5 protein-coding genes are annotated in these 13,480 nt (G+C 63.2%); all 5 read left to right on the forward strand.

The features are described 5' to 3' along the window. Nucleotides 1-136: 136 nt before the first annotated feature. The 5 genes from ED655_RS16190 to ED655_RS10400 all read left to right on the forward strand — a co-directional run bounded on the left by ED655_RS16190 (nt 137) and on the right by ED655_RS10400 (nt 13,384). On the forward strand, nt 137-3,664 hold the full coding sequence (locus ED655_RS16190; RefSeq protein WP_122050096.1) for an ArdC-like ssDNA-binding domain-containing protein: 3,528 nt from the start codon (nt 137-139) through the stop codon (nt 3,662-3,664). A gap of 14 nt (nt 3,665-3,678) precedes the next feature. Continuing rightward, nucleotides 3,679-7,020, forward strand: a complete 3,342-nt coding sequence (locus tag ED655_RS10385; RefSeq protein WP_122050097.1) for a DEAD/DEAH box helicase — start codon at nt 3,679-3,681, stop codon at nt 7,018-7,020. Between the two features lie 363 nt (nt 7,021-7,383). After that, a complete protein-coding gene (locus ED655_RS10390) occupies nt 7,384-8,577 on the forward strand; it encodes a DUF6361 family protein (RefSeq protein WP_240993617.1) in 1,194 nt (397 codons plus the stop codon). Continuing rightward, the gene (locus ED655_RS10395; RefSeq protein ID WP_122050098.1) at nt 8,574-10,379 is read left to right on the forward strand and encodes a phospholipase D family protein; all 1,806 of its coding nucleotides are present in this window, start codon (nt 8,574-8,576) and stop codon (nt 10,377-10,379) included. The genes ED655_RS10390 and ED655_RS10395 overlap by 4 nt, the downstream gene beginning before the upstream one ends. Continuing rightward, nucleotides 10,376-13,384 (forward strand): helicase, encoded by a 3,009-nt coding sequence (locus ED655_RS10400; protein WP_122050099.1) that lies wholly within the window; start codon nt 10,376-10,378, stop codon nt 13,382-13,384. The genes ED655_RS10395 and ED655_RS10400 overlap by 4 nt, the downstream gene beginning before the upstream one ends. Nucleotides 13,385-13,480: the final 96 nt, after the last annotated feature.

Genomic DNA, 13,480 nt, shown 5'->3' on the forward strand with positions numbered 1-13,480 from the left:
AGCCAAAGGGTCTCGCCCGACCCCTTCTGCGGGGAGATCCCCGCAACGCCCCCATAGAGTGAGAGTGCGGACGGGTTTCCCGTGACGGGTTGAGGGCTGGAGAAGAGGTTTCCGGCGCCCGTCGCGGAGAACCGCGATGTTCAGCAAAAACCACAGTGCCCGCGCCAGTTCAGGCCGGGCGAGCCTCTATGACGACATCACCGACAAGATCATCGCCGAGCTTGAGGCGGGCCGTGCGCCCTGGGTCCAGCCATGGGGATCGGCCGCGGCCAAGGCGCCGCTCGCCATGCCCCGCAACGCTGCGACCGGACGGCACTATTCCGGCATCAACGTGCTCATCCTCTGGGGGGCGGTGATCCAGCACGGCTTCCCCGGCCAGAGTTGGCTCACCTTCCGCCAGGCACTGTCGCTGGGCGGCAATGTCCGCAAGGGTGAGCATGGCACGACCGTCGTCTATGCCGACCGCTTCACGCCGGAGGACGAGAAGCGCCGAGCCCGCGAGACCGGCGAGGACGCCGCCGCGATTCCGTTCCTCAAGCGCTTCACCGTCTTCAACGCCGCGCAATGCGACGGCCTGCCGGACAACACCGCCGCCAGTACTGCGATCGACGAAATCACCTGCTCGACCATCCACGGGTTTTGCCAGCGCCTCATCAAGCCCTATCCGGCGGAGGCGGACATCGACCCCGGCGCCGGCGTAATGGATCGCAACCAGGCCGATCTCACTTTCCTTGAGATTGTCGATGGCTGGTTGCGCGAGCGCCTGTCTGGCGGACAAGGCGGCATCCTGACCGAGATGGTGCTGCATAGCCCCGGCGAGACGGTGGCGCTGATCCATAAGATCGCGGAGAACCTGCGCCGCCGTCCCACGCTGGCGGCCCCGGCCGTCTCTCCGCTTGACGGCCACCTGACAGCGTTCCGGCAGGCTGCGGCGGATTTTGCCAGCTTCATGGATGGCACGGCGGCGGCAGAGCCGGAAACGGTGGCGATCGTCGAGCGGCTGGCCGGAATGGCCGAAGCCCTGGCGACCGCTCCCAACCCGGCGACGCCCGCGGGCCTAGTCCAGCTCCTGACCTCGCGGCCCCACCCGGACCTTTGCACCAAATCCGGAACCTTCGCGTCCTATCGCAAGAAGGGAAAATGGGCCGCCTCCGCCAAACAGGCCGGTCTTTCCAAGGCCGACGGCGATCGACTGAACGACGCGGCCGAGATCCACTACACCGCCTGCTGCGATGCCTGGACCGCGCTTGTGCAGGCCGCCGCCGGCCATGCCCTCTCAGCGCTGATCGACGAGGCGCATCCCATCCTGCAACGCTATCGCCACCACAAGCGCGCCAGCGCCCAGCTCGATTTCGACGATCTGATTTTCGCCGCGCGCGCCTTGCTGCGCGATCACGATGCCGTGCGCCGGGCGCTGGGAGAGCGTTTCGCCCATGTCCTCGTTGATGAGTTCCAAGACACAGATCCCCTGCAAACCGAGATTTTCTGGCGTCTGTGCGGCGAGCCGGTCGATGGCGATGACGATTGGACGCGGTTCCAAATCCGGCCCGGTGCGCTCTTCCTGGTGGGCGACCCCAAGCAGGCGATCTATCGCTTTCGAGGCGCCGATGTCGGAGCCTATGTCCAGGCGCGCGACGCCTTCCGCGCCCAGGACGCCGACAGCCTTCTATCGATCTCGACCAATTTCCGCTCCTGCGCCTCGATCCTCACCTTCGTCAACGAGCGCTTCGAGGCAGTCCTTTCGGCCGATGGACAGCCGGGTTTCACCGCGCTCGACCCGTTCCACGATGACCGGGGCGGCGTTTGCGTAGCCGCCCTCGACATCGCGGTGGCCGACGAAAGCGGTAAGGGCAGTGCCGAACAGCAACGCGACGCCGAAGCCGACGCCATCGCCGAGCTTTGCGCCCGGCTGATCGAAAGCCAGCCCATCATCGACCGCCGCAGCGGCGCCGAGCGCCCCTGCCAGCCAGGTGACATCGCCTTACTGGCGCCGACCAGCGCGGAGCTGTGGCGCCATGAGGAAGCTCTGGAGCGGCGCGGCATTCCGGTGGCGACCCAGGCCGGCAAGGGTTTGTTCCGCCGCCAGGAAGTCCAGGACCTGATCGCGCTGACCCGCGTCCTGGCCGATCGCCGCGACACGCTCGCGCTCGGCGCGTTGCTGCGCGGGCCTCTGGTCGGCCTGTCCGAGGAAGAGCTGCTCGACATCATCTGGGGGCTTCCCCGCTCGGAAGACCAGCCTGACCGGATTCCACGCCTAGATCTCGGCATCGACCCGGCCGCCATCGCACACCCGCTCGCGCGCGAGGTCATCGAACGGCTGCAATCGCTCTCCCGGCGCGGAAACAGCAAGACCCCGCACGAATTGCTTTCGCAGGCGGTGGACGTGATGCGCGTCCGTCCGCTTCTCCTCGAACGGCATCGCGGCCAGGCCGAGCGCGCGCTCGCCAACGTCGATCTCTATCTTAGTCTGTCGACCGGCTACGCCGTGCGCGGTCTGCGCGCTTTTGCCGAGGCCATGGCGACAGCGTGGTCCGACGAGGCCCGCGCCGTCGAGGGACGACCCGATGCACAGGAGGAAGCGGTTGCGCTCTTCACCATGCACGCGGCCAAGGGGCTGGAATGGCCAATCGTCATTCCGATCAACACCATGACCGGCGTGATGGCGCCCGAAAGCGCCGTCCTCGATCGCCAGACCGAGACCTTCTATTGCCCGGTCCTGGGCGTCCCGCCCGAAGGCTATGACGAGGCGCGCCAGGCGGAAAAGGAAGAGCTGGACCGCGAACGCATCCGGCTTTGGTATGTCGCGGCCACCCGCGCCCGCGAGCTTCTCGTCCTCCCCCGTCTCAACACCACGCCGTCGAAATCGGCATGGATCGGTCTCGTCGATCTATCGCTCGCCGATCTTCCCGGCCTCGATGTCTCGCATCTGCCCGCCAGCCTCACGGCCGCGCGCACGGGAGTGGACAACGCCCAGACACGCGCGATCTTCGCCGCCGAAGCTGAAATCATCGCTGCTGCGCAGACGCGGCTGACCTGGCTTGCACCCAGCCGCGATGAAAACGCCGCCGGGACCGTGCTCCGGGAAGAGGAGGCGTCCCTCTGGACCGGCTCGGCTGACGACCAGCCCCCCGAACCGGAAGTCGTCGCCCCGGTGCAAGGAGGCCGGGAGCGCGGGCTGATCCTCCACAAGCTCATCGAAGAGGTGCTGACCGGGGAAACCCCGGAAGCCGAGGCGGCGCTGATTGAGCGGGCGGCCGATCTCATCCGCTCGCTTGGCCGGTCGCCTGTCTCCGATCCAGCCACAGGGCTGTCGGCCGACGAACTGGCGGCCTGTGTCGCTCGCACTCTGGCCCTGCCTGACATCGCGGCCTTGCGACCCGGTCTCCTGGCCGAATTTCCCGTCTATGCCGCCCAGGCGAATGACGGCGTGGAAACCGCGACGGGCGGGATCGCCGACGCACTCACAGTTGGAAAAGATGGTCGCCCAGTCGTGGTGGTCGACTGGAAGAGCGACGTGAACCCCGACGCTCAGACGCTCGATCACTATCATGCGCAGGTGCGCGCCTATCTGAACATGACGGGCGCCGAGCGCGGACTGATCGTGCTGATGACGAGGGGAACGGTGATTGCCGTCTCGCCCTCGCCGCAGACCGTGTCGGCCTGACGGAAGGCGACCCGATGGCCTCCCGCACGCGCTCCAACGGCCCCAACCAGGACGACCTTTTCAATCCCGAGGTCGAACTGCTCCTGCCGGCTCGGCTTGTCATTGACGGCAAGGTGCTGGGAAGCCCGGTTCGTCAGTTGGCCGTTCCTGCGCGCCGGGTGCGTTGCCGGCTTCGCCCCTTCGCCATCCGCCGCGTCAATGGTTACGAGACAACCCTGGAATCCGGCGAAATTCTGAAGGTCATCAGCGCAAAGACGGTCACGCCGCTGGAGGCCGATCTCATTCTGCTTGTGCCCGGGGCAACGGAGCCGGACAAAATCGTCGAAGCACTCGAACTGGGTGCAGGCCGGTGGATGAGTGCTTTGCCGATCGGCATCGACACGCTGGATCGTTCCGCGCGCGTCGAGCGGCTCCAGGCGGTTTCTGCCTCCTGGATCGACGCCATTCATTTGCGCGAAGGACGGGCTGCGGCCGATGGTGTGCCGGCGCAGCCTGGCTTGCGGCGGCCCCAGATCGGCGCGCTTCATGCCGCGCTTGCCCATGCGACGCGATCGACGGACCCGGCCACCATCGTCATGCCGACGGGTACGGGCAAGACCGAGACTATGCTGGCGCTCAACGCCAACCGGCGGTTCGAGCGCCTGCTGGTGGTGGTCCCCACCGATGCTCTACGCGAGCAGATCGCAGGCAAGTTCGAGACCTTCGGCGTCCTGAAACAGCAGAGATGTCTCGATGAGACCGCAGCCTTTCCGTTGGTCATGCGGCTCTCGCACATTCCGGCGAGCGAAGCCGAAGTCGATGAAATCTTCGACAGCGCCAATGTCGTCGTCACCACGATGCAGATCGCGGGCCGCGCCGAGGCACCGGTGCAGGAACAGATGGCGGCCCGTGCCTCCGCACTCTTTATCGACGAGGCGCATCACATCGGGGCACGGACGTGGAAATCTTTTCGCGGGCTCTTCGCCGAGCACGAGCCGCCCATTCCGGTGATCCAGTTCACCGCCACCCCGTTTCGTGAGGATGGTGGCCGCGTCGATGGGGAGTCCATCTACACCTACCCGCTGAAGAAGGCGCAGCAGGAAGGCTATTTTAAGCCGATCCGCTTCGAGGCCGTATTCGGGTTGGATCAAGCCGACGCCGACCAGGCAATCATCGACAAGCTCGGCGAAGTTCTCGCCTCGGATCTGGACGCCGGCCTCAACCATCTGGCGATGGCCCGTTGCAGCACCATCGAACGCGCCAAACACCTGCATAGTCTCTATGGGGCGGCCTATCCGGACTACCGGCCTGTCATCGTCCACAGCCAGCAATCGCTGAAGGAGCGGCGCGAAAATCTGGCAGCGTTACGCCGCTTTGAGAGCCGGATCATCGTATGCGTCGATATGCTCGGCGAGGGCTTCGACCTGCCCGAACTGAAGATCGCTGCATTGCACGATCATCACAAGAGCGTGGCGGTGACGATCCAGTTCGTCGGTCGCTCCACCCGCCAGGATCCGACCTTGGGTGATGCGACGGTGATCGCCAATACCGGCATCGACGATGTCGATCGCGCGCTGGCCAAGCTCTACGCCGAGGACGCCGACTGGAACGCGCTGGTGGAGGCGCTCAGTTCGGCAAAGATCGAACGGCAGGTTCGCCGCGCCGAGATGTTCAAAGGCTTTTCGGGCGATCTAAGCGACATTCCGCTTCAGACCCTTGAGCCGAAAATGAACGCGGTCCTCTACCGAACGTCCTGTGACGCCTGGGATCCGTTCCGCGCGGAGGAACTCTACAATCCCGGCGTCTATCTCGGCATGAAACTGAACCCGCATCAACGGGTAGCGATCTTCGTGACTCGGGCGGAGGAACAGGCGCGCTGGACCTCGGCGCAGCAGGCAGTGAACGTCACCTGGGATCTGCATATGCTCCACTGGGATCAGGCCAGTGGCCTGCTCTATATCAGCAGTTCCGCCAAGGGACCGTTCGACCGCCTGGCAAAGGCGGTTTGCGGCGATACGACGCGCCGCGTGGAAGGCGAGGAGGTGTTCCGCAGCCTCCACGGTTTCAAGCGCCTCATTCTGCGCAACCTCGGCCTCACCCACCATCAGGGGCGCGGCGTCCGCTATTCAATGTATATGGGCGTGGACGTCGCCGACGGCCTCGACAGCGCAAAATCCCAGTCGCGGATCAAGAACAACATCTTCGCCACCGGCTTTCTCGACGGCATGCCGGCCTCACGAGGCTGCTCGGCGGAGGGCAAGTTCTGGTCCAGCGCCAAGGTCCATGACCTGACCGACTGGGTGGCCTGGTGTCAGGATGTCGGCCGCACGGTGAACGATCCCAGCATCACGACCGACGGCGTATTCAAGAGCGCGATGCGCCCCCACCAGATCAGCCAGCGCCCGGCTGTTCCGCCCGTGGCGATCCATTGGCCTGAATCTTTGATCACGCAGTTCGAGGAGCGGATCGAGATCTCGTTCGGCGATGAGCCCGTAACCTTCGCGGAATGCGATATCGAGTTGCTCGATAACGCTCGTTCGGGACCGCTGCGCTTCGCTGTGCGGAGCGATGAGCACGCGGCCGAGTTCGAGGTCGTCTTCAGCGACGGGCATGCCCGCTACCCCCAGCGCGCCGGCCCCAAGGCGACGATCAAGATCGGCAGCAAGGTGCAGACGCTTTCGGAATCCTTCGGCGAGGATTCGCCACAGATCGACTTCGGCGATGGCTCGCTGCTCATCTACAGCCACCTCTACACCCTGCCCGAAGGCGAAACGATCGAACCATACCCGTCCGACAAGATCGAAGCCTGGGATTGGTCGAAGGCCAATATCCGCGTCGAGTCGCAAGGCGCGAGCAAGCGCCCAGACTCAGTCCAACGTCTCGTCATCGACACGCTGTTGGCGGACCCCGATCCCTATGATGTGATCTTCGACGATGATGGCAAAGGCGAGATCGCTGATGTCGTGGCGCTGCGAATAACCGACAGCGTCGTTTCCGTGACCCTGTATCACTGCAAGTATTCGGGCGCGGATACACCAGGCGCGCGGCTCAGCGACCTTTACGAGGTTTGCGGCCAGGCTCAGAAGTCTGCTCGGTGGCGCGACCGGCCAGGCCGCATGCTTCAACACATGCTGAGGCGCGAAAAGATGCGCCGGGACCGTGGTCTCAGCTCTCGAATTGAACAAGGCTCGGCCGCCGCGATCAAAAAACTCAAGGTTGGGTGGCAAGATCACCGCTTCGAGTTCGACGTCCGCATCGTGCAACCTGGACTATCCCGGCAAGCAATCGGTGAAGAAGGCTTGCACCTGCTTGCGGGAGTCGAGACCTATTTGCTCGAAACCCGCGCAATGAGGTTGAAAATCATTGGTAGTCAATAATGCCGTAGGGCATCGGCAATCTTCTTGAGATGTAAGTTCTACTACGCCGTGGGGGCAGGCTTCGTGTCATCTCTTTTGGGTTCACTTTTTTGTCGCGCAAGGCGCTGGGCCAGGTTGAAAATCATTGGTAGTCAATAATGCCGTAGGGCATCGGCAATATTCTTGAGATGTAAGTTTTACTACGCCGTGGGGGCAGGCTTCGTGTCATCTCTTTTGGGTTCACTTTTTTGTCGCGCAAGGCGCTGGGCCAGGTTGAAAATCATTGGTAGTCAATAATGCCGTAGGGCATCGGCAATATTCTTGAGATGTAAGTTTTACTACGCCGTGGGGGCAGGCTTCGTGTCATCTTTTGGGTTCACTTTTTTGTCGCGCAAGGCGCTGGGCCAGGCTGAACAGATGATGTTCGGCGGCGCAGCGGGGGTGCGCGATGAGGTCGGATTCCTCATCGTCCACCAACGCTATGCCGATCACTTCTTCCCCGGCACGTCGGTTCTGCACACACGGCTGCGCTACGCGCTTCTCATCCCTTGGCTTTACCAAAGTCTTCGGACGAGGCGCCCTGTTCCCAAGGACTTTGGCCAAGCCTTCTCCGATCTCGAACATGAGCTGACCGGCCGTCTCAAATATGTCGATGGAGTGGGCGGTGAGAAAGATGGCGTGATCGGAGGTGAAGTCTTCCCCCGCGTGATCAGCCAACCACCAGCCTATGTTTATTGGACGGCTCTCGCTAAATGGGGACTGATCGGCACCCGCCCTAATGGCCGGCCGTGGAGCCGCCCGGATATGGCGAAGCTCTTGGCAGCTTCCGGCAAACGCGCCCTCCATGACGATGATGGCAAGCCCTTCGAGACAGTGGCCTGGCCAATCTCGGGGTTGATCGATGCTCCCGGCGACTGGGATGGCGGAGGAAAGCTTACACTCGACCTTTTGCCGCCGGAGCAGATCTATCTCGCAACCAAGCTGCGCGCCGTTCGCTCGCCGACGGATCCGGGCGAGCCATCGCTGTTGTCGAAGCTGGTCGGAAAGCCGCTCGGCGAGGCGGATCACTGCTGGGACAGCGAAATTCTCGCACTTGCCGGTAAGGAGGCCGCCATGCTGAAGCGGGCCGGCCAGGCGGCGGCGCTGTCCGCGATTGGCAGGGCAATTTATGCGGCTCAGGTCGAGACACTCAAGGAAACACGCGACAAGCGACCACAGCCAAATTTGCACCGCGCCGCGCTGAAAGACGCAGTCGAGCAATGGGGAGGGATTGCCGCCCGGCTGGATATGGACCTGTTTCTCGCCGAAATCGGGCACCTCCCGCCTGCGGTTGAGGGCGTGTTGCAAGAAACTTCGGCCTGGGTTCGGGCAAATAGCAAGGATCCGATGCCGCTGCTCGACGTGTATGCGCGGGCGGAGGTCAGCAGGAAGGATGATCGCGCGCGTCTCGCCAGCAACCAGTTCGGCGTCGATCGGCGCATGGAATGGCAAGGCGAGCGCCATGGTCGCGCCGAGCCGCTCCATTATCGCTGGGGGAACGTGAAACGGCTCCTGCGTGATCTGGAAGCTGTCGCATGAGCGATCGGCAAGCTTGGCACGGCCAACCCTACCTCGACGAACTGCGGCCCGGGCGATTGGAGACGGTCAAGCTCGCGTTGTTCGCGACCTACTCGCTCGACCTGTCTGCGGTCGCCGCGGCGTTGCTCGCCCTGATCGGTCGTAACAATGACAAGGGCAGTGGAACGGCCGTCGATTTTGCCGAAGCGATCGACAGGCTGCGCGATCACGTCAAGATCATCATCCAGCGGGGGCGGATCGCGCGCCCGGTCGCTCTCCCCCGGATCGCGGGCATCCTCGATCAGTTCATCGTTGAGCGACCCTACGATGAATACGAGCGTAGCTGGCATCCGAAGATTGCTTTGGTTGCCTATAACTGCCCCAAAGGGGAAACCCGCTGGAAGCTCTGGATTGGCAGCCGGAACCTCACGCGATCACAGGATCTCGACGCCGGCGTTTTGCTGGACGGCAGCGAAAAGCGCGCGAAGGGGCGGGTTCGGCTCCCTGGCGTCGGTGCTCTCGGGAGCACTCTCGCACGCTGCGCATCGCGCGAGGATGCCGATGACATCTCGGAGCAACTGGAGGCGATCTGGTGGGATGCGCCAGACGGTTTTCGCCTACGCGGCCTCCTCAATGGGCTGGATGAAGGTGTTCCCTTGCCAGCGGAGCCGCCATCCGGCGCGGTCGATGGCATAACGATCATCAGCCCGTTCCTGTCGCCCGACTTTCTGAAAAAGGCGGGCAACTGGGGGGCGGCTGGTTCCAGGACGCTGATTTCGTCGATGCCGGCCCTTGCCGAAATAGCCAGCCGGTCCAGAACCTCGCTGACGGGTTTCTCGAAAATCCTGGCCTATGCGGCGCCGGACGTGCTTGCTGACGAGTCCACGCTCGCTCTGCCTGGCACCGAACCTGTGGCCGAAGATGATGTGGAGCCGGCGCCCCTCGCGCTCCATGCGAAGATCTTCTGCTTCCACTCGGGCGAGAAGACCATCTTGAGGGTCGGAAGCGCCAATGCGACCGAAAGGGCGTGGTCGGGGCGCAACTCGGAAATCATGGTCGAACTTGAGGCGGGCGAAGCGTTCGCTTCCGGCCTGGCGTTCCTGGTCGGTAAAGCGACGCCTGTCACCATAGAGGAAGTCGCCGCCACGGACCTGCGCAGCACAAGTGCAGCCGATGCTCTGGAAGAGTCGCGCAAGGTGCTCATGGCCTCCTGGGACCCGGTTCTGCGCCGCGACGGAGAATGCTTCTCTCTCGACGCGCGGGCGGTTCCTTCGCTCGCGTACCCCGACCATGTGCTGCACGCCGGATCTGCAAATGGCGACCTGCTGCCTTGGCCGACCGATGCCTTCAGCCTCGACCTTGGATCGATCCCCTTGTCACTCCAGTCTGCCTTCATTCAGGTCCGGATAAGCGGCCCAGACGGCGCTTTACGATGGATGCAGCGCGTCATCGTCGATCCGCCTCTCGAAGAGCAGCGGGATCTAGCCGCGCTGGCCAGCCACATGGGACTTCGCGCGTTTCATGACTGGATGCGTGCGATGCTCGGCGGCGACACGCTTCCAGTCGGTGGCGGTGCATGGGATGAAGATGTCGGATCGCGGGGCAACCGCCCCCAAAGCCTGGGTTATGACCGCCTCACATTGGAGGATATTCTCACCGCTTGGGCACGCGACCGAAAAGCCTTCGGCCGGGTCGATCGCCATTTTGCGCCCTATGTGGATGCGCTTCTCGCCCACGGCGAGAAGCTGAGCGAAGCGGAGAGAGCTGACTTGAACGAACTCGCTCAGATCTGGGCCATCGCGCGCTCCCGGCTTGCCTCATGAGCGCAAGATCGAAACCCTTCCAGGCCGCGACGGTCAAGGCTGCAACTGTCGCCCTGTCGGGAGGCAACCCACTGCGCCGGTTCCTTGTCGCGGACGAAGTCGGCCTCGGGAAAACCGTTGTCGCCCGAGACACGCTTGCGGCGCTGGCGAGCAAAGCGCGCAAGTTTACCGTCTATTATATTACGAGCGGGCTCAAAGTCGCGGACCAGAACAAGGTCGAACTGCTGCGCTTCCTCGAGAAGGACGAAGCCAAGGACGCACTCTCCATCATCGACCGCGTCGGTCTCATTCCATTCGAGGAAAAGCGCAAGGGAAAGCTGCGGCTTTATGCCTTTACACCGACCACATCATTCTCCAGCTCGCAGCGCCTCTACGGCGGAAAGGCAGTCGAGCGCGCGTTCATCAAGCTCCTGTTGGACGAACTATACCCCGGCCTGACCGCCGCCTTTCCTGAAGGCTATATCGAATATGGCGCAACGTCCGGCTGGCGATGGGCGTGCGAGGAGGCTCAGGGCAAGTTCGACAATGTCTCCGCCCTCTTCAAGGTGGCCTATGGCCGAGCGTTGCGCGCGGAATTTGGCAAGCCGGCCCGCGAAAACATTCTGCACGCGATCGATACGAGCAAACACGGTCAGAGCTTGGGCCGGATGCGCAAGGCGCTCGCTCAAGCCGCTCTGGATTCCGCCCCGCCCGATCTCGTAATTTTCGACGAGTTCCAATGCTATCGCGAACTGCTCGATGCAGGCGCCGATAACCCCCTGGCGCGTCAACTGCTGGCGGGAACAGATGGCGGGGCGCCGCCGCCGATCCTCCTCCTGTCCGCCACGCCCTACCGTTTCTATGCCGAGCGCTGGGAAAGCGGCTCTGGGGCTGCCCCCCATGTCGAATTTTTCGAGATTATCGAATTTCTGGGCGGGTCGGCTGTACGCGCCGAGGCCGAATCCCAATTTCGTCGTTTTGGCGATCTGTTGCATTTGATCGGCCACCTGCCGCCCGATAGCCCCACGACGGCAATCGAAGAGGCGCAAGCGCTCAAGCACCACCTCGAGGCGCTTCTCACACCACTCATGTCGCGGACCGAGCGTCCGGTTTCCGACCATGCCGGAGAGCCTGCGCCGCCGTCCTTAAGGATCGAGCCCCACGATCTCGACGTCTATCGACATTTCACCGACCATGTGTCGCGCAAGCTCGCAGGCAGCGCGATCGCCTACTGGCTGTCAGTGCCACTCCCTGCGCAAGCGTTGGGGGACCGATACCAGATTTCTCGCGACATAGATTTTCCGGCCACGCGCAGCGTCCCCCGGCTCGGAGTCACCAATTGCTTCAAGCCGCCCAAAGAGGGTTGGGGAAGCGCCAAGCTCCGTGCCCTCAACGGCCTTGTGCCAACCGAGGCCCTTGCCCTTCCGTGGGTGTTGCCGTCGCTGACTTGGTGGGCGCCTTCCGGCCCATGGGCAAAGGTGACGCAATCGCCCAAGATGCTGATCTTCAGCCGATTCAGGGCCACACCGCAAAGCCTGGCAGCCCTTGTCAGCCTTGAGGTCGAGCGCAAATGCGTGGCGAAAAGCAATCTTCCCTACGCTGCCGCGTGGAAGAAACGCCACCTGAACCCGAAGCCGAACCAAGGCCCCACGCTCGCCCTGTTTCACCCGAGCCCTTTCCTGATCCGCGCTGTCGATCCCCTAGATGTGAAGGGCAAGGCTGCGATCAAGCAGACCAGGGTCAGGGCGCGGCAGCAGATCATTCAGGCGCTGCCCCCGTCCATCGCGCCGGAGGCTCCGAATGCGCGAAGCAACCGACGACGCAAACCGGCGTGGGCGATCCTCGCGGCCATTGAACGCGCGCAAAAGGCGCCGCTGGCTCGGGAGTTCGCGGCGGTCCAGAAGAACTGGGGTCGGGTCGCCCCGAAAGATGCAACACTTCAAACCTTGCTCAAGCAGCGCCAAGAGGCCGAGGCGATCACCTGGCTAAGCCGGTGGGAGCTGGACGCTCTGGTGGATATGGCTCTCGGCGCCCCTGGCGTCGTGACGGGCCGAGCACTCTATCGCCACCTTCCTGAGCTTTTCGATTATCAGAAGCAGCATTTCGCGCGGCTTGTGCGCTTCTGCTGGACGAGGCTGCGCACCTATCTGGATCGCCCCGTTTTCTGGTCGATCTTGCCCGGTGAGGACGCCACGCAGAAATATCAGAATGCGTGCGTTGATGGCTGCCTGGAAGCCGTCCTTGACGAACATTTCTGGCTGCGCAAATCCAAGGTCAATCCTGATGGATTGATCGAGGATCTGTCGGCGGCGCTCGCAGCGAACGTCGGCACTTTCGGGTTCAAGGGCGCGAAGAAAAAGGACAAGATCCGTATCCGCTGTCACGCTGCGGTGCCGTTTGGGGGCACTGAGACAGAGACGCATCGGCAGGATCATGATGTCAATGAACCGCCACCGGCGCGCTCTGAGGAAATCCGCAGCGCGTTCAATACGCCGTTCTGGCCCCATGTCCTGGCAACGACCTCTGTCGGACAGGAAGGTCTCGATTTCCATAGCTGGTGCGACCGGCTGGGCCACTGGGATCTTTGTTCCAGCCCGGTTGACCTGGAGCAACGAGAAGGTCGCGTCCAGCGCTTCGGCGGACTGACTGTCCGACAACCGCTCGCCCGAAAACTAGGCGAACAAGCGTTGGCGCAGGCACGCGGCCAAGCATCGTCGCCGTGGGACATCATCGCACGCGACGCCGACAAGGCGTTCGCGGACGACAAAACCGGCCTCAGCCCCTGGTGGGCGATGGAAGGTGCGGAACTGAAGCGACATTTGTTCGCGCTTCCCCAAAGTCGCGATATTGATCGATTCGCAAAGTTGAGGACGCAGAGGCTGCTCTATCGCCTTGCTTTGGGGCAGCCGGACCAGGAGGATCTTGTCGATCTCCTGACCCATCACGACGTGGAAACGACCCGGTCGCTGCAAGCATTGACCCTCGATCTGTCGGCATTCTCACGACAGAAGCACCGCGATGAATAACGTGCGTGCCGGCCGGCGCGTCCGGCACGCACGTCCTGCTCATGCGGGGGAAGCGCCCCCTCATGCGGCTGGCTATATGTGGACCAGCCTAGTGGG

The sequence above is a fragment of the Asaia bogorensis genome, from assembly GCF_900465345.1.
GTDB lineage: Bacteria > Pseudomonadota > Alphaproteobacteria > Acetobacterales > Acetobacteraceae > Asaia > Asaia bogorensis_A.